The sequence below is a fragment of the Pontibacter aquaedesilientis genome (genome assembly GCF_014773225.1).
Lineage (GTDB): Bacteria > Bacteroidota > Bacteroidia > Cytophagales > Hymenobacteraceae > Pontibacter > Pontibacter aquaedesilientis.
Genome location: NZ_JACXAJ010000009.1, coordinates 95550 through 117790 on the forward strand (window position 1 = coordinate 95550; position 22241 = coordinate 117790).

The window sequence follows — 22241 nt, forward strand, 5'->3', positions numbered from 1 at the left end:
TCTGCTTAAAAAGGGAACCGACCGCTCAGGTAAAACCCTTTGGTGCCTTCCCGGTTGATGGCATACTCGGCTCTAAACACAAAATCATAAAATGTAACCAGATGCAGCCCGGCTCCCGCGCCCAACAGAAGCCTGTTGGATAATGGGTTGCCTTCTTCGAAAACATCATCCACCACATAGCCGGCATCTGTGAAGGCATTGGCATACAAAGCGACAGGTATCTTATTGAACTTAGGACTCTTGATAAATTTCAGGTGAAGGCCATCTAACTGAAGCAACTCCCGTGTCAGGCCCTGTTTAAGAAGTGCGAAGTGCTGCCCTCCCACCACATTCAGTTCATAACCTCTTACCGAAGACCGGAATCCCAGCGCCACGTTATCGGCATAGGCATAGCGCCCCGAAAGCCGGGTTTGTGCCTCGCCACCCACAAAATAATAATATTTACCGGCTACGTGGCGATAGTCCACATACTTAGCCCGCAAGGTCGTCATGGGTGCTCCACTGCCTCCTATAAAAAAGGTCTGGGCCGCCGTCGCTTCAAAATAGCTTCCCGTGAGGGGGTAGACAAAGGAGTTGCGCAGGTTCACCACCTTAGAAAGTTCCACACGCAGGTATTGCCTTTCCTGAGCGCTGTAGTTATAGTAGTCTGGGTTGAGCAACAATACTGTATCCGACACTTGCTCCTGCACATAAGTTAGCCGCAACCCCTCCTGTCGCTGCACACTCTGCCGGTGTATAAGACCAACGGTAAGCAATGTGCGCTGGATGGGCACACCCTGATCCTGCACAAGAAAGCGCTGCCGATTGCTCAGCGTACGGTAGTCAATGGCCCTGCTGCGATAGTCTGCCACTCCTACGTCCAGGCCCAGCCTGTGACGACGGCTAATGTAGGGCACCCGGTACACAAATTCAAGCCGCTTGTTAAACCCTTGCTGCAGGCGGAGCCGAACTTCCTCATTGCGCCCCCTGAAATTACGACGGATCAGGTTAATGCCATAATCCACGCGCCCCCAGTCTCTGCGCTCTAGCCAGGCATTAAAGTTACGGTCGGCCAGGTCGAAAATAGGTATCGGGTACAGGTACCAGCGCTCCTGTAAGGTATAGCGTACGGTTACTCTCCCTTCGTGGCAGGTATAGGTATAGCCGACTTCATGAAAAAGACGCAGATTATAGAGCCGTTTTCGGTTTTCTTCCAGTCGCTGCTCCAACGTATGACTTTGCAGCGTATCGCCAGGGGCGATATTCAACTCAAAGAGCAGCATACGGGCCTTGCTGGCCTCGTTGCCTACAAAGTTGACACTATCGATGGTAACGACGACCGTATCGCAGGGCTGGGCCGCCGAAGCGTAGCTCAGTAAGGCAAAGAGTAGAAAAATGGCAACACGAAGCAGCACTGCCGAGGTCAAATATCCAGGTATTTGAAAAGCATATCCAGGCGATCGCGGCCCACATCGTATTTGGATCCGTCTTGAAACTGAGCCGTCACGCGGTACTCGAATCGCTCCAGTGTGGCAATAATGCGGGTAAGATCCGTTGTATTAAGTTTGAGTGTGAGCTTGATATTGTAAGGGTCTACCTCATCCGGCGACACATAGGCGCTCAGTATCTTGGTGTTCTCCTCTTCTATCAGTCGGCTGATCTGACTCAGTGAGTAGTCGCGCTCCGGCATGGTGAGCACCAGGATGCTACCTTGTCCTTGCAGGGCCGACATTTGGCCAAAAGCTGCCAGGGTATCGTTGATAGTGATAATCCCCATGTACTCCTGCTCTTCGTCGAGCACGGGCACTACTTGTATTTTGTTTTTGATGGCCGCCTCCATCACATCGTAGAAGTGCTGGTGATGCATGACGAACACATCCTGAAAGTCGAGTTTGACATGCTCCAATGTTTGGGCGCGGTCGGGCAGCTCAATCAAGTTGTTTTCGGTGGCCAGGCCCATGTACTTGCGGTTGCGCGACACAGGCAGTTCGTTTACGCGGAACTCATCCATCCAGCGCAGGGCTTTGTCGACGGTGTCGTAAAGCTTTAGCGGCGGTATCATTTGGTTGATGAGCTCTTCTGCGATCATGTGGCTGTTTCCCTTGCTTTTGTGTTGGCCAAAAATTTATCTAAGATACTGTTAAACCTCTCCGGATGTTCCATCATGGGCGCATGGCCGCACTTATCGATGAAGTATAGCTCTGAGTGAGGTATAAGCCTGTTGAACTCGTGCGCCACCAGCGGTGGGGTGATCGTATCGTTCAGTCCCCATATCAACAACGTTGGCACCTTTATGTTTGTGATATCCTTGGCCATGTTATGGCGTTGCGCTGACTTGGCGATGGCAATGATGCGCAAGCATTTGGCATTGCTGTTGGTGATGTCAAACACCTCATCCACCAGTTCTTTGGTGGCTGTTTCCGGGTTATAGAAGGTATACTCTACCCGCTCCTTCACATACTCGTAGTTACCGCGCTTCGGGAACGACCCGCCCATGGAGTCCTCAAACAGGCCGGAGCTTCCGGTCAGGACCAGGCGCTTCACCTTGGCCGAGTTCTTCAGGGTATAGACCAGGGCCACATGGCCTCCGAGGGAGTTGCCCAGCAGCGAGAGGTTACTTAGTTGCTTAAATTTAACGAAATCTTCGATAAAAGAAACAAGGCCTGGAACACCCGCTTTGTGCAAAGCCATTTCATAGATCGGCATCAGCGGAATAACGACGCGGTACTGTTTGGAAAAGTGGTCCACCACGCCATGCCAATTGCTCAGGGCTCCGAACAACCCATGCAGCAGGAGCAGCACTTCTCCCTCCCCCTCGTCAATGTACTGAAATTCGCCTTCTTGTTTGACCTGTAGATTCATTTCTGAAAACTCTAAAAGTAATGCTTACTATAAAAACGGATGCTATTGATCTGCAATATTAGCAATACTAACCCAATTTCGCAGCATATCCAGCCCATAAGTCGTGAGAGCGGCCTCCGGATGAAACTGCAGCGCGTATAGCGGCAGGACCTGGTGCCGGAAAGCCATCAGCTCCTTTTCGGCTGTATACGCAAGCGGAATAAGGCAGTCGGGAATTTGCTTTAGCAGAAGTGAGTGGTAACGCACTACTGGCATTTTTTGAGGAAGCCCGGCAAAAATAGGATCGTCCTCGCAGGCGATCTCTGATATCTTCCCGTGCATCGGTTTTATACCTTTTGCCAACGTGGCACCAAAAAACTCACCCAGCGCCTGATGGCCAAGGCAAATTCCCAGCATAGGCACCTGATCATGGTAGTGGCGGATCACCTCTATCATCACGCCCGCCTTCCCCGGCTCTCCCGGCCCCGGCGACAGCACTATACCTGTTATAGGCAGCTTTTGCAATTCTTCCAACGCCACGTCGTTACGCACCACCTGCACCTCCACCCCTAGCTGACCAAAGTAATCCACCAGGTTGTATGTAAAGGAGTCGAAATTATCGAGCAGAAGCAGCATTGGGAGTTAAAAAGTTTAGGAGTTAGAAAGTTTGGAAATTAAAAGTTTTAGTAAAAGTCAGAAGGAGCGAGCATGAATGCTTCGTATAGGTCAAAAGCTGATGCTTTATTTTGAAAGACACACTTCTATCTTCCCAATTACCCAACTTTCTAACTTCCTAACTTATTAAATTTCTAACTATTAAAAGTGATCCTTAAGCGAGAGCAGCAGTGACTTGACAAAAGGCAGCACATAGCTTATAATGCTGAGCGCATAGGGGGTGGTTTTCAGTACGATCGGGTATACGGACGAATCGGCAGCTGTTTCCGCTGTGATCGAGATGCCCGCCATCTCCGCCACGTATAGCAGCAGGCTGAGCGCGAGCGTCCATTTGAACGCACCCAACAAACCGCCCAGTATATTGTCGAACAAGCCGAATGGCGTGAAATCAATCACTTTTTTGAGCAGGAGCCCCAGCACCCGCACACCCAGTATAATCGCCACAAAAATGACCAGAAAGGTGACGAAAGGCAGCAGCCCGCCGGCGTCGCCTATATACTCTTTCATGACAGGCAGGCCGGAGTCAAGTAGTTTAAGGCCCAGCAAAATACCTAGCACCAAGGCAAAAAGGGAAATCAACTCCAACAACAAGCCCTTCCGGAAACCCATAAAGGCACCGAAAAGGATAGGAAGTGCCAGAAAAATATCGAACGTACTCACGCTATAAAACAGTTAAGGCAGGAGCGAGTACTTTTCGCCCCTGCCTTCAAATATAATCCAAAAGCTGCATTCCTCATAACCCGGCGGGCCAGGAAAATACTATACCTAGAAATCGGTGTTGTTGAGCAGATCGCCCACGGCCTTGGAGATGGCACGCCCATCGGCTTGCCCGGCCAGTTCTTTGGAGGCCGCGCCCATTACCTTGCCTAGGTCCGATGGCCCGGTAGCACCTACCCGCTGGATGATCTCAAGCAAGCGTATGCGCAGGTCACCCTCATCGAGCTGCTTGGGAAGGTACTCCTCTATCACAGCCAACTCAGCCAACTCGATCTGCTCCAGGTCGGTGCGCTGCTGCTGGGCGTATACCTCCGCCGACTCGCGGCGCTGCTTGGCGGCCTTCGTCAGTAGCTTCATTTCGGTGTCCGGGGAGATGCCTTCTGTGCCACCCTTCTCGGTCTCGGCCAGCATGATCAGCGACTTTATACTCCGGAGCGCCTGCAGGCGTGCTTTTTCTTTGGCCAGCATCGCCTGCTTGATGTCAGCTTCAATGCGTTGTTTTAAACTCATAGTCTTGTTGTTGATTGATCGTTAACGGCTCGCGGCACATGCCCTGCCTCTACCCTATACACTACTACGGCAAAAGCCATAGGTTATCATCTTAAGCAAATTTCCACTAATTTAGTCACTCCTTAGACAACACGTATAACAAGCTTAAGGGCTCTAACACGCATACCCATGACCAAACTGAGTGTAAATATAAACAAAATAGCCACGCTACGGAATGCCCGCGGCGGCGACAGACCAAATGTGGTACAGGTAGCCAAAGACTGTGAGCGATTCGGGGCCGAGGGCATTACCGTGCACCCCCGACCAGACGAGCGCCATATCCGCTACCGCGACGTGTACGATCTGAAAGAAGTCGTTACGACAGAGTTCAACATTGAGGGAAACCCCACACCGGATTTTTTGAAACTAGTGAAAGAGATCAAACCGGCCCAGGCGACTCTCGTGCCGGATGCCCCGGACGCCATCACCTCCAACGCCGGCTGGGATACCTTGCAGCACAAAGATTTTCTGACGGATGTGATCCAGGAATTGAAAGAACTGGGTATACGCACCTCCATTTTTGTAGATCCGGATGTGCGCATGATCGAAGGCGCATCGTTGGTAGGCACTGACCGGGTGGAACTGTACACAGAGGCTTATGCAAAAGGCTACCTGGCCAACCGGGAAGATGCCATCCGGCCATACCTGGTGGCAGCCCAGAAAGCACAGGATTACGGCATCGGTTTGAATGCCGGCCACGATCTGGACCTCGACAACCTCAAGTACCTGAAAGACACCCTGCCGGGCCTGTTGGAAGTAAGCATCGGCCACGCCCTGATCTGCGATGCCTTATATTATGGGCTGGAAAATACCATCCAGCTATACCTGCGTCAGCTGAAATAGCCGTGATAAATAACATCACGATTGAGGAATTCCTGCAGAAAGCGAAGCAACTGCCTGTGCTCGATGCGCGTGCACCCAAGGAGTACGCTATTGGTCACATCCCGCAGGCGCTTAGTTTTCCTATATTCTCGGATGAGGAACGCGCCCGGATAGGCACGGCCTACAAGCAGCAGGGCCACGACCCGGCCGTGCTGATCGGACTGGATTTGTTTGGGCCCCAAATGTCGGGTTTTGTACGGGAGGCTGAAAAGCTCGTTCCAAACAAAGAGTTGCTGGTACACTGCTGGCGCGGCGGCATGCGCAGCAGCGCCATGGCCTGGCTCCTCGACTTTGCCGGATTTGAGGTATACCTGCTACGGGGCGGCTATAAAGCCTATCGCCATTTTATGCAGGAGCAGTTCGATAAGCCAAGGCCCCTTCTGATACTTAGCGGCTTTACGGGCAGCGGCAAAACAGACTTGCTCCCGTACCTGCAACAGCAGGGCCAGCAATGCATAGACCTCGAAGGTATAGCCAGTCACAAGGGCTCGTCGTTTGGAAGTATAGGAATGGAACCTCAGCCCAGCACCGAGCATTTTGAGAACCTGCTGGGCATGGAACTGCTGAAACTGGAGGAGCACGAACCCCTGTGGCTGGAGGATGAGAGCATCAGCATAGGTCGGGTACAGATGCCAAAGCCTTTGTTCGACCGTATGCAAGCTTCCACATCTATAGTACTGGAGGTGCCCAAGCAACTGCGTATACAAAAGCTTGCCGAAGAATACTGCCGTACCGACCCGGCTATATTGGAGGCGGCTATTCTCCGGATCAAGAAACGCCTCGGCGGACTGGCCACCAAAGAAGCACTGGAGGCTATTGCCGCAGGTGATATGGAGAAGATGGTCGATATTGCCCTCACCTATTACGACAAAGCCTATACCTACGAACTGGCTAAAAAGAAACAGGTGCTCACGCTTCCCCTCGAAAGCCTCCACCCGGAACAAAACGCCCTGCGCGTGATTGAATTTGCAAAACAGCACAAGCTGATCTAATACCATGGAAGAAACGACCCAACAAGACATAAAACTGACCCAATACAGCCACGGTGCCGGATGCGGATGCAAAATATCTCCCAAAGTGCTCGACACGATTCTGCACACCGACATCCACTATCCCGAAAATGACAAGTTACTGGTGGGCAACAGCTCACGCGACGATGCTGCCGTGTACGACATCGGCAACGGACGCGCCGTTATCAGCACCACCGACTTTTTCATGCCGATCGTGGATGATGCTTATGACTTTGGCCGCATCGCCTCAGCCAACGCTATTTCGGACATTTACGCGATGGGCGGCACCCCAACCATGGCTATCGCCGTGCTGGGCTGGCCCATCGACAAGCTGGCACCCGAAGTAGCCAAGCGCGTGATCGAGGGAAGTCGCAGCATTTGCCACGAAGCAGGTATACCCCTGGCAGGCGGCCATAGCATCGACAGCCCCGAGCCAATCTTCGGACTGGCTGTAACGGGTATGCTCGACATCCCAAACCTGAAGCGAAACGACACCGCCACTGCAGGCTGCGAGCTATACCTGACCAAGCCGCTGGGCGTAGGCATCCTGACAACGGCACAGAAAAAGGCAATCCTGAAGCCGGAGCACGCCCACCTGGCCCCGCAGCAGATGATGCAACTCAACAAAATCGGCGCCGACCTCGGCCAGTTGCCGCAGGTAAAGGCCATGACCGACGTCACCGGTTTCGGCTTGCTGGGCCACCTTTCGGAAATGTGCGAAGGCAGTAACCTGACCGCAGAGGTATACTTCAACAAAGTACCTGTTATACCTGAGGCACTTGAGTATTTGGCGCAGAAAGCTATACCTGGCGGCACACACCGCAACTTCGACAGTTACGGCCACAAAATAGCTGAGCTTACCCCGGACCAGAAGCACCTGCTCTGCGACCCGCAAACCAGTGGCGGTCTGCTGGTAGCCGTGGACTCGACCGGCCGCGAAGAAGTGCTCCAGGTGTTTGAAAGCTATGGCCTGAAGTTGCAACCGCTTGGCGTTCTGAAAGAGCGTGGAACTGAAGAGGCACTGATTCGAGTATTGTAAGAGATGCATCCAAGAAGGTATAAGAAGCTGTATTATGTACCAGGTTTACTTAGTTTACTTTTGGCGGCAGTACTGTTTATACCTATCGCTCTGGAGCAAAACCGCAAGCTTGACAAGAGTGTTCTGGAAGTGAACGCCTGGCATCCAAACCTTGAAGAGCACTTCCCTTTTCCGGAAAGAAATTATAGAGAAGTTAGTCTTACCGGGAATAGCCTACAAGATGTGCCTTCCATTGAGAGTGCTCAAGCATTTATCAGGCAGATGTATCAGGAAACAGACACTATCAATGGCATTCGCTTCATTTTCCAAGACTCTGTATCGTATGGCACCTATGTAGGGATTTTAAATTCCTTTAAGATAGATAGCATTACTTATTTTGCTGTCTATGATAATAGCATTTGGGTTTTAAACAGGCCAAAACCGAAGGAAGACACCCCATACATGTTTATTTGTGGCACTTCAAATTTGACTAAGTATTATGCTTCCTCTACTTATTTTGATTCATACAATGACATGAGCCTCTCCCAAAAGTTTGAATACCATTTTACCCCTTACCGTTCAGGCGCTATCAAATTATGGCCTGCACTTACTTTATTACTTTTACTTGCCATACTCAGTATGCGGCAGATATCAAGTAAAAGTCTATACCTTAATCACCCAAAATCACCTTCTCCCGTAAGCTAGAAACTGACAAAGTTTACTGATAACTGATCATTGTTAACTGAAAAACATGAAGCTACACTACAAGGAAATGGGCCATGGTCAGCCGCTGCTGATCTTGCATGGCCTGTTTGGCACATTGGATAACTGGCAAACCCTGGCCAAGCGACTGGCAGAGCATTACAACGTCTTCCTGGTTGACCTGCGCAACCATGGTCGCTCCCCACACAGCGAGCAGCACGACTACGACGCCATGGCAGAGGACGTATTGCGGTTGGTGGACGACCTCCAGATCCCGACGCCCGCTATCATGGGCCATTCCATGGGAGGCAAAGTGGCGATGAACTACGCACTGAAGTACCCGACCCGCCTCACCAAACTAATTGTGGTAGACATCGCCCCCAAAGCCTACCCGCCGCACCACGACGAGATCATAGATGCGCTGCAGTCTGTGGATATAAACAGCGTAACGAGCCGTGGCGATGTGGACAAACAATTGGCCAAAACTATTTCGCAGGATGAGGTAAGGCTTTTCCTGATGAAGAACCTGTACCGAAAAGAGGACAACACCTTTGGCTGGCGCATGAACCTGGATGCCATAGAGAAGAATTACGAGAAGATCGCGGCTCCCATCACATCAGACACGCCCTTCAAAAAGCACACGCTCTTTATCAAGGGTGGCCGTTCACGGTACATATTACCAGAAGACATTTATACCTGCATTGAGCACTTGTTCACGCTCGTAGAAGTGGAGACCATACCGAATGCCGGCCACTGGGTGCATGCCGAGGCACCGGATGAGGTATACGACCTGGTGACCAGGTTTCTGGAAACCGATTAAGCCTGAATCTATACATAGGGCTCCTACCCAAGAATTTTAAAGTATACTAAGGATCGAACCCAAAGCCGCAGCCCAACACTGCGGCTTTGCTCTTAGGATATAAGCCATTGTCAGGTATAGCTCCACAACCATTTAACAATTCAGCAATCCAGCAATTTACTTTTACCTTTGCACCATGAAGAAAACCGGCACGCTATACCTTATCCCGACCATACTGGCAGACGGCACTGCCGACCAGGTGATATCGCCACAGGTGAAGGACACGGTGCGCAACCTCACTTATTTTATAGTGGAAAATCTGCGCACTGCCCGCCGATATGTCAAAAGCATTTGTCCGGAACTGGTGATCGAGCAGCTGAACTTTGTGCAGGTCGATAAAGACGCTACACCCGCTCATGTACAGGCTTCGCTGAAACCGCTTCTGGAGCAAGGTATAGATGCCGGCATTATCTCAGAGGCAGGTTGCCCAGGTATAGCCGACCCTGGCGCAGAGGTCGTAAAGTATGCGCATCAGAAAGGTATAAGAGTGGTGCCTTTTGCCGGGCCTTCGGCTATTTTCATGAGCCTGATGGGAAGTGGCTTCAATGGGCAGCGCTTTGCTTTTCACGGCTACCTGCCCATCGAGAAGCGAGACAGGCTGCAGGCACTGCGCAACCTGGAGAAGGAGATGCAACAGCATGACCAGACCCAGATTTTCATGGAAACACCCTACCGCAACAACAAACTGCTCGAAGACCTGCTGCAGACTCTGAGCGGGGGCACCCGCCTTTGCATCGCCGCTAATATCACTTCTCCCACCGATGAGTTCATCCAAACCAAGACCATTGCCGAGTGGAAAGGCAAGCTGCCGGATATACACAAGCAACCAGCTGTATTTCTGATTTATAAGTAAGCTATACCTATCACCTGAATCAATATCCTTCAAAAGCAGAAAAGGCCCCCGGAAACCGAGGGCCTTTTTCAATGAAGAAGACTACTACCTAGTAATTTATAATCTACTTCTAATCTATTATTATCAACTGTTAAGGCTGGATGTTAGTTAACATCCCACCATACTGGCTTACCAAACAGGAAGTCAACGATACCCGAGCTAGCGGCTTCCACGTTGGTTCTGTTCGTGCTGCGCTCCTGGTCTGTGTAAGAGAAACGCAATGGAACACCTCTGCCAGGGAAGGCCGATGCAGGCACCTCTTGAATCGTGCTTGGATAACCCGTTCTACGGAACTCAGTGAAGGCTTCGATGCCGTTGGTGAATAGTGAAATCCATTTCTGTACACTGATTGCTTCACGTTTGTTAGTCTGCAACGAATAAGCAACAGAAGGCTGCAGCAGGTAAGCGGCTATAGCAGCTTCATCAGTGATCCCATTCTGATTCATGCTCGCAACGATACCAGCATTATAAGCTGCTTCAGCGGTCATACCAACGTTCCAGCCACGCTCAGCAGCTTCTGCCAGTATAAACATCACCTCACTGTATGTCATGATATACATTGGCTGTGTAGGATTTTGCTTAGCTGCTTCTTGTTTATTATCACGATATCTATCCCCAATACGAGACACAGTGGGCAATGATGGCTGAGCCGCTGCACCATTTGGTTGACCTACATATGTTTTGCCATCAAGTGTAACACCTGCTCCGGCAGCTGGTTTCTCTGCCGGCCTTGCATAGACGTGCAAACGAGGGTCTTTTCTTACTCCGAGGATGTCTACCATTGTTTTGCTGATCGCATGGTCATCACGCGTCTTTGAATTCTCATACCATGGGTTACGATACGGCTGAGCAGCCAGGTATGCGAGCTCTGCATTGTCTGCGTTGCTCATGAAGATTGGATTAGCGCTAGGGTTAGCCATAATCGCCTCTATACCGGCTTTTGCTTTCGCAGGGGCAACATTGGCCATGTGGATGTAAAGACGCAAACGCAATGAGTTTGCAAACTTCTGCCAATTAGCGGAGCTTCCACCATAGATCAGGTCGCCCCCAACCGTCCCACCAGATGCAAGCAGCGTATTGGCTGTTTCCAACTGCTTCAGCATATCCGTGTAAATGGACTCCTGGCTATCATACTTCGGCGTCATATTACCTTCAGTACCTTTCAGGGCTTCAGTATAAGGGATGTCACCCCAAAGGTCAGTGATGTTCTGGAAGATCCAGGTCTGCCAGGTGCGTCCTACACCTTCCATCGCTGCGTTTCCAGACTCGGCTCCTTTCTCTACCACCAAGCGGGCGTCCAGCAACGGACCGGCATAAAGCGCGTCCCAATGTGTGGAGAAATCCGATGCTCTAAACTGGTAACGGTCTTCGTCGATGTACTGTATTTTGGCAACCTGCTGTGCCCAGGTACTGGCGTAGGTCATGTTTACGCTGGCACCGAACAGACGGCTAACCGCAGATTGCTGCGAGGCTGGCAGGATTACGTTTGCCGGAACGTCTTCAGGAGCATTCGGGTTTTGGTTAATCTCCTCGAAGTCTTTGTCGCATGAGCTCAGACCGAGACCGAGCAATAGCGCGAAGCATAATTTATATTTTGAAAATCTGGTCATTTTGAAATCTTTTTGAGTTTGAACTCTTAATAAATTATAGTGTCAGTCTCAGGTTAACGCCCCAGCTCTTAGTGGAAGGAAGCGCACCGAACTCGAAGCCCTGGCTAGCAATGTCTGCACCGAAAGCTGTCTCCGGATCCACGTGCGGGATGTTAGAGTGAATCAGCCACAGGTTACGTCCAATCAGGTTGATGCTGGCACCTCTCAGTTTCACTTTGCTTGTGATAGAAGTTGGCAGGTCGTAACCCAACACTACCTCACGCAGCTTGATGAAGCTACCGTCGAATACGTGCGCCTCGTGCAGGCCATACAGGCCTTGGTTGTAGCGCTGCGCAGCAACTCTCACCGTGTTAGGGTTACCGTCAGGACCGATACCTTCGATCAGCAGACCTTCTTCACGACCTTCCAGTGATTCTTCAGTCACACCGGCATAGCGACCGAACATGTGCGTTACAGAGAATATATCGCCACCTTTACGGCCATCGATCAGGAAGTTAAAGTTGATTCCTTTGTAAGAGAATGAGTTACGAACACCACCTGTCCAGTCTGGCACGATGCTGCCCAGCACTTCAGTCGGACCTCTTCTAGGGCGGCCGATTGCGTCAATCAGCAGTCTGCCTTGGTCGTCACGCAGGTATGTAGTACCTACCAGTGAACCAAATTTCTCACCTGGTCTGGCTTCAAGGCCTACGCCCCAGTACAGACCCAACTGATAAGCGTCCAGACCTTCAGTCAACGACACTACTTCGTTTTGAATCTTAGAGTAGTTTACCAATACATCCCAGGTAAAGCCATTGGCAGCTCTTACCGGAGTACCACCCAACTGCAGCTCTATACCTTTGTTCGTGATCTCACCGATGTTAACGATCTGGCTTGTGAAGCCTGAAGCACCTGATCTTGTCACGTTTACGATCTGGTCAGTGGTGCTCTTATCGAAGTAAGTCAGGTCAATGTAAGCTCTGTCTTGCAGGAAACGCATGTCAGTACCTACCTCAAACGATGTAGTCTGCTCAGGCTTCAGGTTAGCGTTAGCCAGCGTGTTGGTATAAGACAGGTTAGGACGGCCATCCCAAGGATCGTTGGCAAAGAAAGTACCGGCTGTTCTGTAAGGGTCAGTATCATTACCTACTTGTGCCCAGCTTGCTCTCACTTTACCATAAGACAGGATATTGGAGTTCATGTTGAAAGCATCTGTAAATACTAAGCTAGAAGATACAGATGGGTAGAAGAAGGAGTTGTTGGCAGCTGGAAGTGAAGAAGACCAGTCGTTACGAGCTGTTACGTCCACAAAGAAGAAGTCTTTGAAGCCGAAAGTACCAGTACCATACAAGCTGTTCACCTCTTTCTCGCTTCTGTAGTTAGATGGCGATGGGTTTCCTTTTGCGTTAGATATGTTGTAGATACCAGGCACGGCAAGAGCACGTACCAGCACATCGTTCATTCTGTATGTGTTACGACGCTTGTTACCACCAAACGAGGCGCTTAACGAGATGTCTTCTGTAAGGTCTTTGTTAGCATTCAACAGGAAGTCGAAGTTCGTCTCGTTGCGATATATGCTCTGCTCATAGAAGCTACCCTCTGGGTAGTCCAGTGTACCTACAGCCCATACACGCTTACGGTCATCTGTGTAGAAGTCGCTACCGCCACGCACCATCAGGTTCAGCCAGTCAGTGAAGTTATACTTCAGGGACGCATTACCAATAATACGGTCACGCTGGTTAGAATTCAGGTTCTCGTTAACAATCCAGTATGGGTTGTTGTGGTAGTTATAGTTCCAGTTGTACTGCGAACCATCTGCGTTTTTGTAGTTCTTCAGCTTTTCGATATCCACCTGACGGCCGAACCATACAAACTGCTGCATGATGTTGTCACCAGAGTAACCATTTGCAGGACGGTTATCACTGATGTTCTGTACGTAATTAACGCTTGCGTTGGCGCTCAGTTTGTCGCTCAACTGCATGCCCGCGTTTAAGCCTACAGAGTGACGACGCAGGTCTGTGTTAGGTATAATACCTGTCTGGTCGATGTTGCCCAAAGAAAGGCGGATGTTTGCTTTCTCAGATCCGGCAGTGATACCTACGTTTGTGTTGTGAGTAACACCGGTCTCGAAGAAGTCTTTCACGTTGTCAGGGCTAGCCACCCAAGGGCCGCTTCCGAAGAACTGGTTTTTGGTGCTGCCGTCCAATTTCGGACCCCAGCTTTCGTCCACACCATCCATCGTACCGCCACCGGCACCATCTACGTACTCAAACAAACCGTTCAAGCCCTGGCCGTATTCGTTCTGGTAATCAGGCAAACGAAGCGGCGTGTCCATTGTCGTACTGTGGTCAATTGTAACGCCCAGACCCTGTGTGCCTTTACCAGACTTCGTTGTGATGATGATCACACCGTTGGCAGCACGCGAGCCGTAAAGAGCGGCCGCGTTCGCACCTTTCAGTACAGAGATCGAAGCGATATCGTTCGGGTTGATATCCGAAGCAGCGTTACCGTAATCAACGCCACCATAACCACGGTTAGTGTTTGTAGAGTTGCTAATCGGAATACCGTCCACTACGAATAGCGGCTGGTTATCACCAGTCAAAGAGTTGTTACCACGCAGCGTGATACGGGAAGAAGCACCAACCGCGCCGCTTGAGTTCACGATCTGAACACCGGCTACTTTACCGTTCAGGGCGTTTACCACGTTCGTTTCGCGAGCCTGGTTGGCGCTCTCGCCGCTTACTTCCTGTATAGCATAACCCAGGGCTTTCTTCTCACGCTCGATACCGAGGGCAGTTACCACTACCTCACCAAGCTGCTTGGAGTCAACACCCAGAGCTACATCCATTGTAGTAGCAGTCCCGATTGCTTTTTCCACTGTACCATATCCTATAAATCGGAATACGAGTGTTTTGCCGCCTTCCGGCACATTAACAGAATAAGTACCGTCCCCGCCGGTTGCAGTACCTACTGTAGTTCCTTTTACCAGTACCGTTACACCCGGCAGAGGTTGGTTCGTAGTTGCATCTGTCACCTTACCGGTGATCGCTCTAACTTGTGCCATGGCCTGGTGCAGCAGAGCCGACATAAGTAACAAGCATAGCATTAGAATTTTTTTCATTGCGCTGTTTGTTTAGGTAATTGTTAAAAATTTAAAGTTTAATTAAGGTACTGTCTTTACCCTGCCCTTTGCCCGGGCAGGCGATTATCATCTCTTTATGCTACATTAGCTTATCAGATGCCTAAAATCATTTCACCTCCTTTTTCTTTACCGCCGCCCTTAACATGTAGCGACCGGTTAATAACCTGTGTTGAAATATGAAGAGAACAGGAAACACGAATGGTGCGCCCTGCCTCTTTGACAATAGATATTTGTACTTTGCCTGGAAATAGGCAAAAAAGTGCCGTGCCGGACAAATACTGCCCGACAGAAATAAACACGATAGACTGAATTTCAGCCTATGCTAAAAAGAATGCATTAAGACGCCGCGAAATTTTTCGGAATGGAAGTGCGACAATGGATGCGATGTGACTGAATAAGATGTATAATTCTATTCATTACTTTATTTGTTTAAGGTGAGAGAAATCAATTTTAAGGAAAATTTTCGGTTTTAACAAATATTTAACACGTTTTTTGCTTTTCACGCTGTGCTAAAAGCTTCGTTATTACCAAAAAAACAACTATAGATTCTCAATTACGGTCGTGTAAATACCTAGAAGTAAACAACTTGTAATCTATATGTCTGATCCTTATACGCTCACAGTTACAAAAGGATAGATTTATACAAAATTTTATTTAAATAGTTAAAAATCAAACATTTTCACCTGTACTCCTATTCCGCCATACACTTGCTCGAGGTCCATATGGAAACTGCCCTCCACAATATCGGGGAAATAAGAACTGGCGTCGAAGTGATTGACGCGTCTGTATAGCTCCACAAATAGCATAGTACGTCCGGAGGCCTTGTATTTAACCTTCCCCCCATAGGAGTAGGAATACCTATCCAGGAAGTAATCGTTGAGTTTGGCTTCCCCAAAAACTTTGAAAGGGTGTTCGGTGAGCAGGTTGTAGCGTGTGTAACTTACTTTAGGGGCAAATTTCAAAGTGCGGTTAAGCGGGATGTCATACTCTGCAAACACTGTGAGGTTAACACGCGTGTAAGGCCAGCTGCCCTGGTTGTTCAGAAACTGCTGGGCAGGCTTGCCAGCCTTCTCATACCTGGTAGTCAGGTTCTGCTCCCCTACCTGCGACAGTTCATAACTACCGCTTCCGCCGATGTATAGATTTCGGTACGAGAGGGCCAAGCCCAGGCTTGTCTGGAGCGAGGCGAAATACTTGGCTGAATAGGTATAGGACTTATTGCGCTCATCTGAATCAGGCTTGTCCTTTACCCTGTAAAACATGGTGGCATTGCCAGAACCGGAGGAAAGACCGCCGATGAAGTGTACGCCAAATTTTTTATTAACATCAGTTTCGTTGACCGACCAGCTGCGTGTGCTCTTTTTCTCCGACTCGAGGGTTTCAACTATAGGCGTAGGAGCCAGGTTCTGCAGCAGCAGGGAAACCTCACCAACCCGATTGTCCCTTATCTCTACCTGCCGCTGTTTCTCGTCTGGTTTGAATTCAAACGGCTTGCCATCGTCCATGAAATTACCGTTGTTATTGCTGTCCACAAAGTACACCAGCCCCCCGTCAGGCTTCTGAGCAATCATCATGACATTCACCACGCCCACGCTGGGCCGCAGCGGATTTCGCAAATACCAAAGCACAGCCACAGTGTCGATGTAAGCCGAAAGGTTGGGAAGCGCCACAGGCAGCAGCAAAGAAGGGATCCTATATTTTGGAAATGCCTGCGCCAGCGGGCTGGTATCGACGTTGCTGCCCTTGCGTATCTTCGTGAGAAGCACAGGCACATCCGCTGAATCTTTGGCGGCATTATAGGCTTCGTCAAAAAGCTTGGAAGTGGCAGAAGAGTATTTGTCGCCACCGATAGGGTAGATAACCTGTGCATATGAAACACCTGTTCCGATTAAAAGCAAGGCTGCAACTAAAGCATAAGGGCAAATAGAAAGTAGGCGTTTTTTCATATTATATATAAGTTGGCTGATTATTACTCTAAACTAAAAAAAATTAACCAAAAACAATGTGATAACAACATTATACATGGACGCTGTTATTACTTACGACGCAAAGCGAGTTACAGCTGGCATCTTCTCATCGCAACCAAAGAAAAATGCCCTTGACAACAAGGGCATTTTTTGCAAATGAACTACTACTAAGCTATTTCAAATCACAAGCTACGGTTTTTACAGCACGTCCCAGAACAGCTTGGTCTCCCGCAGGTCGCCCCCGATAGCAGATGCCGCTGCTGCACGGTTAGATCCGTTCAGGGTTTGCTCATTGATAGGATAAATCAAACGGGTCGGTATAGTCAGTGAACCTACCCCCTCGCCCATGGGTGGCTGTAGATTAGGGGCGTCCAGTCTTCTCCACTCCAGCCAGGCATCGAAACCGCGGTTGTAGAGGGCAATCCATTTCTGCGTGCCGATCTTTTGGCGCCAGTCGCCTGGCGCAGTGCTGTAGTTCACGCCCGGCTGCGCCAGGTAGGCCGCTGCTTCCGCCTGGGTTCTGCCCCAGTAGGTGATGGAGGCGGTAATGGCTGCGTTGTAGTGCTCCTGCGCTGTGCCTGGCACACTAAAACCCCTTTCTACCGCCTCGGCCAGCAGAAACCTGACTTCTGAGTAGTCCAGCAGGAGCGCCTCGAAAGTTGGGTCCGCGATTTTGTCGCTCACCGTCGAGAAGTTAGAATAGACATTGGTAAAGCCATACCTGCCCCCCACAAACTGACCGTTGACATCTGAAAAATACTCCGGCCTTCTGGGGTCGTTCAGGTTATTCATCACATCTACCAGCGTATTGGCGGCTACAAAGTCCTCTCTGGAGGTAAGCGGGCCTTTCACGTTGGAGGAAATCGGGTTGTTGTTTGGCGGAGCGCCCAGGTATGGGAAGGCTGCATTGTCATTGTTACTGGTAAAGACGTTATTCAAATCGCCGCCGACCGCTTCCTCCACCAGTGTCCGGGCCTGCGCCGGATCCACATCTGCGAGTACCATCCCAAGTTTCAGCTTCAAGGAATGCCCGAACTTCCGCCATTGCTCCATGTCTCCGCCATAAAACACGTCACCGTCTTCAAATCCTGCAACAGAGGCACCGCTTGCGTCTGTGGTAGTGATCAAACCGAGGGCCATATCCAGACTGTCCAGAATGCTGTTGTAAACGGTACGGGCATCGTCGTAGGCTGGCAGCGAGTTGGTCGGGTCGAGCGCCTGGGTATAGGGAACATCTCCAAACGTATTTACCAGCACAGACCAGGCGTATACCTCCATCATCTCGATCTGGGCCAGTTGGTTGTTCTTCTCAGCCTGAGGGGTAACCTGATCTGCCACCACCAGCCTTCTGGACTCTTTGAGGTCGTTGAGCACGTCCCGGTAGAGGGTTTGCCAGATGTTCTGCGGAATCAGGCGCGAGGTCATGTTATACCTGGGCTCATCCAGGTATTGGGTAGATGCCCAGTACTGCACATAAAACCGGTAATTGTTGACGTTAACATTGGGTGTCGTCAAGACATCCGCCAGGTTTTTCACCGCATTGGTAAACAGCGTGGCGGGCGGCACATTCGTCGCCCGCTTCTGGTCCACGTTGTAGTCATCCAGGTCATCCACGCATGATGCCACCAGCACCAGCGTCATCAGGTATATAAGAATCTTTTTCATCTTCTGCGCTTTAAAAGTTTAACCTAACATTGAACCCGAAATTTCTCATCGCCGGGTAAGCCCCGCTTTGGTAGCCCCGGGCAGCGTTGCCCGAACTCAGGCCCTCTTCCGGATCTGAGTATTTCATGTTCTTATGGATGATCCAGAGGTTACGCCCGATTAGTTGTATATCAGCTCCTTTGATAAAGCCAACTTTCTCCAGCAGCGTCTGCGGCAAGGCGTAAGTCAAGGCCACTTCCCTCAGTTTCACAAAGCTTCCGTCGAATACATACCAGGCGCGGGGCGCCCCTTCATAGAAATTGGCAGCGTATCCGAAGGGCGTCTGTCCGTTTCCATCCTGGTTCTCGGCATAGATGTCGTTCGGACTGCCGTCCTCCTTTACCCCTTCGAGCAGAATACCGCCACCCTCCGATACCGGCAGGCGCGATGGATTGCCTCGGGCATTCAGGCCGGCGCTTTCCGGGTATAGACCGGTTGCCTCGCCATACCACTGGTCCAGCGAGAAGATGTCGCCGCCTTTGCGTACATCGATCAGGAAGGCCAGGGTTATACCTTTGTAGGTAAGGGAGTTGTTAAAGCCACCGAGCCAATCCGGGTTCGGGTCGCCTATGATCACATCGGCCCGGTCGGACAGCATGTAGTAACCATCTGAGTTGACGGTGCGCTGCCCGTTCGTGTACACGAAGTCGTTGCCCCGGATCACGCCGTATGGCTCGCCAACGGCGGCGTTGAGCGACACACCGCCCTGGAAGGAGGCGATCAAAACGTTCAGCACCTCGTTCTCACCCTCACCGTACAGGCTCAGCACCTCGTTTCGGTTGCGTGAGAAGTTAAGGTTCATGGTCCAGGTCCAATCCGCGGTCTGCAACGGCGTCACAAAAGCCGACACCTCGAAGCCTTTGTTTTCTACCTCCCCCGCATTTACAAACCGGCTTGTGTAACCGCTTGCCGCAGTAGTGTTGACAGGTATAATCTGATCTTCGGTGTTGGACTTGTACCAAGTGAAATCGAACCCGAACAGGCTGTTGAAAAACTCGGCTTCCAAGCCTGCCTCCAAGCTTTTTTGCCTTTCCGGCTTCAATTCGCTGTTGTTTCTGGTGTTAGGAAGCGAGAAGAGCGGAACAGAGCCAAAACCCGTTGGCTTGGTATAGATATCGAAAATACTCAATGGCGGGGCATCGTTACCTACCTCTGCGTAGTTCACCCTCACCTTACCCAGCGACAGCCACGACATATCCATCATTTCGGTGAAGACGTAGTTGGCCGCTATGGCTGGGTAAAAATATGAGTTGTCGCTTTCGGGTAACGTGGTGGATTTGTCTCGCCGAGCTGAAAGCTCCAAAAACAGCATTTCTCTGTACCCAAAGTTGGCATTGGCAAATATACCATCCACACCTCTGCGCCAGAACTCCTCCTCGGGGGGCTCCACCGGACTTAATGAGTTTGACAGCGAATATAACCCAGGTACTACCAGCCCGCCGTTGGTGGACGCTCTGATAGAGCTCATGCGCTCCCGGCGAAGGTTGGAGCCCAGCAGACCAGTGAAGCTGATGTCCTCGTTGAGGTCCTTGTTGAAGTTCAGGATCAGGTCGTAGTTCGATTCGTTGAAATCCCTGTTGAACCGGGTATACTCGGCCACGTCTGCACTCCCTATGGCTACCCGTTCTTCCTGGAAGTCAGTAGTGGTGTTGAAGGCAGCCCGCCCCATCAGGCTGAACCAGTCTGTGAACTTGTAGTTTGCCATCGCATAGCCAAAGAAGTTGTCCCGGCTATCGTTCGAGAAGTTCTCGAATCTTGTCCAGTAGGGGTTGTCTGTGTAGATGGGCCCCGTGTTCAAACTGTTCCAGTTCCAAGTGATGTTCTGGCGGTTTCTGAAATACGCCTCTTCCTGTTCCCTGATATCCACGTTGGTTTGCCACCACTGCCGGAAGGCCTGGTTCGGATTTCGGCCGTTGTAACCGGTACCATACCTGCCCACACCCTCTATTCTGGAATAGTTACCAGAGGCGCTGACCGTTAACTTATCGGTTGCCTCATACGATCCGTTGAAGTTCAACAGGTTTTTGTCAATGGTGCTGTTGGGCAGGTTTCCCTGGATGTCGTTGCGGGTATAGCCCAGGTTGATCGTGGTTTTGTCGCCGCCCCCGCTCACCACGATGCTTTGGTTGGAATTGACACCTGTTTCGTAGAAGGTGCTTGGGTCGTTGTCGGCGGCTACCCAGGGTTTTGTTCTGCCAAAGTTCGGATGGAGCGGGTCGATCGCGTCCCAATGGTATACCTGTAGGCTTGGATTGAACCGAGGGCCATAAGAGGCGTCATCCTGAAACCTTACGACCGGCGCTACGCCGCTTCCCAGATCGGCAGGGTCACGAAAGCTCTGGTCATAGCCGCCGCCATACTCTTTCTGGTATCTGATAAAGGTGCTCTTATCGATCCGGCTCCAGGTTACGCCACTGTTGATGGTCACATTCAAGGCATTCTTCATACCCTTCTTTGTAGTGATCATGATCACGCCGTTTGCTGCCCGTGAACCATACAGCGCAGTGGCTGCTGCCCCCTTCAACACGTTCACCGACTCAATGTTGTCTGGGTTCAGGTCGGCTGCGGCATTTCCAAAGTCAGTACCCACCCGACCCGTTTGCTGGTTTGCGGTGTTGTTGTTGGCATTGCTCACCGGCACACCGTCGATCACGAACAGTGCCTGGTTATTACCTGTAATGGACGAGTAGCCCCGTATGACCACGTTGGTAGACCCGCCCATGGTGTTGTTGGTCCGGATATCCAGACCGGCTACCTTGCCAGAGAGGGTGTTCACGAAGTCGGCGCTTCGCGTGCGGGTAATCTGGTCGCCGCTCACCTGCTGGGCCGAGTAGGCCAGCTCGTTTCTGCTGCGCTCTATACCTAGTGCTGTAACCACTACCTCGCCGAGCTCTCTTGTGGACACGGGCAGGTCAACGTTGATGGTGGTGGCATTGCCTATAGGCCGCTCAGTGGTTTGGTAGCCTATAAAACGGAATTGCAGTGTATTGCTGCCCTCGGGTACGGTGATAGAGTAATTGCCGTCTGTGCCGGTTGCGGTACCCACGCTTGTCCCCTTCACCAGGACTGACACTCCAGGCAAGGGCTGATTGGTGGAAGCGTCCATTACCCTTCCGGTGATGGTCCTTCCCTGTGCCAGCACCTGCAACTGCAGCGCGAAGACCAGCAAAAAGAGTAGCGTTAAAATTTTTCTCATAGCTTTCTGGATTTGAAAAGAATCGAAGTAGAACTAGCTTACAATAGTAAAACTGATGCATCAGCGTCAGGTAGACGACTGTTCAGAGAAAGGCCAATGATGTTACCGGTGCTGAAAAGCAGCCGTTCAGGATAATCCATTTGCACCGGCGCCAGAGCGGCAACCGTCGGGTGAGCTATAGAAGTCGCAGCAAACTCAATTTAAAGTACACAGTAATACCCCCTTCCGGGCAACTGCATTTGTTGCTGTATTAGCTGTTATATACCTGAGTTTCAAGGTATATGTTATAACTTTTTTAATTTAACTTTAATGTCGTATTGTCATTTTTAAAACATTATATAAAAATATTTACAACCCAAGCTCAGAAATGGAATTAATCTGGGAAGTGAATCAAGCAGTAGCGACACAGTAGATTACGTGGTTTGCATTACCTGCTTTGCTTTAGGAGATAATCTGACAGGCCGATAATAAGCGGAGAGTCCAGTGAAAACGAAAGCGCCTGCCTCCAGAATCGGAAGG

At 50.6% G+C, this 22241-nt stretch carries 17 protein-coding genes; 6 read left to right on the forward strand and 11 right to left on the reverse strand.

Annotated elements, in window-relative coordinates:
- Positions 1 to 5: 5 nt before the first annotated feature.
- The 6 genes from H9Q13_RS15540 to H9Q13_RS15565 all read right to left on the reverse strand — a co-directional run bounded on the left by H9Q13_RS15540 (position 6) and on the right by H9Q13_RS15565 (position 4722).
- The gene (locus H9Q13_RS15540) at positions 6 to 1406 is read right to left on the reverse strand and encodes a BamA/TamA family outer membrane protein (RefSeq protein WP_191184724.1); all 1401 of its coding nucleotides are present in this window, start codon (positions 1404 to 1406) and stop codon (positions 6 to 8) included.
- Positions 1403 to 2068, reverse strand: a complete 666-nt coding sequence (locus tag H9Q13_RS15545) for a CBS domain-containing protein (RefSeq protein WP_191184725.1) — start codon at positions 2066 to 2068, stop codon at positions 1403 to 1405. The genes H9Q13_RS15540 and H9Q13_RS15545 overlap by 4 nt, the downstream gene beginning before the upstream one ends.
- Entirely contained in the window at positions 2065 to 2841 is a 777-nt protein-coding gene (locus H9Q13_RS15550) for an alpha/beta fold hydrolase (protein WP_191184726.1), read from the reverse strand. The genes H9Q13_RS15545 and H9Q13_RS15550 overlap by 4 nt, the downstream gene beginning before the upstream one ends.
- Before the next feature lie 42 nt (positions 2842 to 2883).
- Entirely contained in the window at positions 2884 to 3456 is a 573-nt protein-coding gene (locus H9Q13_RS15555) for an anthranilate synthase component II (protein WP_191184727.1), read from the reverse strand.
- Between the two features lie 180 nt (positions 3457 to 3636).
- Complete coding sequence (locus tag H9Q13_RS15560) at positions 3637 to 4155, reverse strand: CvpA family protein (RefSeq protein WP_191184728.1); 519 nt, start codon at positions 4153 to 4155, stop codon at positions 3637 to 3639.
- Between the two features lie 105 nt (positions 4156 to 4260).
- On the reverse strand, positions 4261 to 4722 hold the full coding sequence (locus H9Q13_RS15565) for a GatB/YqeY domain-containing protein (RefSeq protein ID WP_191184729.1): 462 nt from the start codon (positions 4720 to 4722) through the stop codon (positions 4261 to 4263).
- A 168-nt stretch (positions 4723 to 4890) separates the two neighbouring features.
- On the opposite strand from H9Q13_RS15565, the gene H9Q13_RS15570 reads away from it, so the two are divergent.
- From H9Q13_RS15570 to H9Q13_RS15595, 6 genes are all read left to right on the forward strand, one after another.
- On the forward strand, positions 4891 to 5604 hold the full coding sequence (locus H9Q13_RS15570) for a pyridoxine 5'-phosphate synthase (protein WP_191184730.1): 714 nt from the start codon (positions 4891 to 4893) through the stop codon (positions 5602 to 5604).
- 2 nt (positions 5605 to 5606) lie between these two features.
- The gene (mnmH, locus tag H9Q13_RS15575; RefSeq protein WP_191184731.1) at positions 5607 to 6635 is read left to right on the forward strand and encodes a tRNA 2-selenouridine(34) synthase MnmH; all 1029 of its coding nucleotides are present in this window, start codon (positions 5607 to 5609) and stop codon (positions 6633 to 6635) included.
- Positions 6636 to 6639: 4 nt separating this feature from the next.
- Positions 6640 to 7692: a selenide, water dikinase SelD gene (selD, locus tag H9Q13_RS15580; RefSeq protein ID WP_191184732.1), complete on the forward strand. Its 1053-nt coding sequence runs from the start codon at positions 6640 to 6642 to the stop codon at positions 7690 to 7692.
- Positions 7693 to 7752: 60 nt separating this feature from the next.
- Complete coding sequence (locus tag H9Q13_RS15585) at positions 7753 to 8376, forward strand: hypothetical protein (RefSeq protein ID WP_191184733.1); 624 nt, start codon at positions 7753 to 7755, stop codon at positions 8374 to 8376.
- Between the two features lie 46 nt (positions 8377 to 8422).
- Positions 8423 to 9193 carry an alpha/beta fold hydrolase gene (locus H9Q13_RS15590; RefSeq protein ID WP_191184734.1) on the forward strand — a complete coding sequence of 257 codons (771 nt, stop codon included), beginning with the start codon at positions 8423 to 8425 and terminating at the stop codon, positions 9191 to 9193.
- Between the two features lie 175 nt (positions 9194 to 9368).
- Positions 9369 to 10085 carry an SAM-dependent methyltransferase gene (locus H9Q13_RS15595; protein WP_191184735.1) on the forward strand — a complete coding sequence of 239 codons (717 nt, stop codon included), beginning with the start codon at positions 9369 to 9371 and terminating at the stop codon, positions 10083 to 10085.
- Positions 10086 to 10228: 143 nt separating this feature from the next.
- Here H9Q13_RS15595 and H9Q13_RS15600 read toward each other — a convergent pair whose 3' ends face one another.
- The 5 genes from H9Q13_RS15600 to H9Q13_RS15620 all read right to left on the reverse strand — a co-directional run bounded on the left by H9Q13_RS15600 (position 10229) and on the right by H9Q13_RS15620 (position 21722).
- Positions 10229 to 11734 carry a SusD/RagB family nutrient-binding outer membrane lipoprotein gene (locus tag H9Q13_RS15600; protein ID WP_191184736.1) on the reverse strand — a complete coding sequence of 502 codons (1506 nt, stop codon included), beginning with the start codon at positions 11732 to 11734 and terminating at the stop codon, positions 10229 to 10231.
- Positions 11735 to 11768: 34 nt separating this feature from the next.
- Positions 11769 to 14834, reverse strand: coding sequence for a SusC/RagA family TonB-linked outer membrane protein (locus tag H9Q13_RS15605; RefSeq protein WP_191184737.1), 3066 nt, complete (start codon positions 14832 to 14834; stop codon positions 11769 to 11771).
- 683 nt (positions 14835 to 15517) lie between these two features.
- Positions 15518 to 16801, reverse strand: a complete 1284-nt coding sequence (locus H9Q13_RS15610; RefSeq protein ID WP_191184738.1) for a hypothetical protein — start codon at positions 16799 to 16801, stop codon at positions 15518 to 15520.
- 219 nt (positions 16802 to 17020) lie between these two features.
- Entirely contained in the window at positions 17021 to 18487 is a 1467-nt protein-coding gene (locus tag H9Q13_RS15615) for a SusD/RagB family nutrient-binding outer membrane lipoprotein (protein WP_191184739.1), read from the reverse strand.
- 10 nt (positions 18488 to 18497) lie between these two features.
- Positions 18498 to 21722 (reverse strand): SusC/RagA family TonB-linked outer membrane protein, encoded by a 3225-nt coding sequence (locus H9Q13_RS15620; RefSeq protein ID WP_191184740.1) that lies wholly within the window; start codon positions 21720 to 21722, stop codon positions 18498 to 18500.
- Positions 21723 to 22241: the final 519 nt, after the last annotated feature.

Excerpts from the sequence above, each read along its gene's own strand:
- H9Q13_RS15600 (WP_191184736.1), bottom strand. The coding sequence starts at position 11,734 with ATGACCAGATTTTCAAAATATAAATTATGCTTCGCGCTATTGCTCGGT.
- selD (WP_191184732.1), top strand. The coding sequence starts at position 6,640 with ATGGAAGAAACGACCCAACAAGACATAAAACTGACCCAATACAGCCAC.
- H9Q13_RS15570 (WP_191184730.1), top strand. The coding sequence starts at position 4,891 with ATGACCAAACTGAGTGTAAATATAAACAAAATAGCCACGCTACGGAAT.
- H9Q13_RS15610 (WP_191184738.1), bottom strand. The coding sequence starts at position 16,801 with ATGAAAAAACGCCTACTTTCTATTTGCCCTTATGCTTTAGTTGCAGCC.
- H9Q13_RS15545 (WP_191184725.1), bottom strand. The coding sequence starts at position 2,068 with ATGATCGCAGAAGAGCTCATCAACCAAATGATACCGCCGCTAAAGCTT.
- H9Q13_RS15555 (WP_191184727.1), bottom strand. The coding sequence starts at position 3,456 with ATGCTGCTTCTGCTCGATAATTTCGACTCCTTTACATACAACCTGGTG.
- H9Q13_RS15620 (WP_191184740.1), bottom strand. The coding sequence starts at position 21,722 with ATGAGAAAAATTTTAACGCTACTCTTTTTGCTGGTCTTCGCGCTGCAG.
- H9Q13_RS15565 (WP_191184729.1), bottom strand. The coding sequence starts at position 4,722 with ATGAGTTTAAAACAACGCATTGAAGCTGACATCAAGCAGGCGATGCTG.
- H9Q13_RS15615 (WP_191184739.1), bottom strand. The coding sequence starts at position 18,487 with ATGAAAAAGATTCTTATATACCTGATGACGCTGGTGCTGGTGGCATCA.
- H9Q13_RS15590 (WP_191184734.1), top strand. The coding sequence starts at position 8,423 with ATGAAGCTACACTACAAGGAAATGGGCCATGGTCAGCCGCTGCTGATC.
- H9Q13_RS15550 (WP_191184726.1), bottom strand. The coding sequence starts at position 2,841 with ATGAATCTACAGGTCAAACAAGAAGGCGAATTTCAGTACATTGACGAG.
- H9Q13_RS15605 (WP_191184737.1), bottom strand. The coding sequence starts at position 14,834 with ATGAAAAAAATTCTAATGCTATGCTTGTTACTTATGTCGGCTCTGCTG.
- H9Q13_RS15595 (WP_191184735.1), top strand. The coding sequence starts at position 9,369 with ATGAAGAAAACCGGCACGCTATACCTTATCCCGACCATACTGGCAGAC.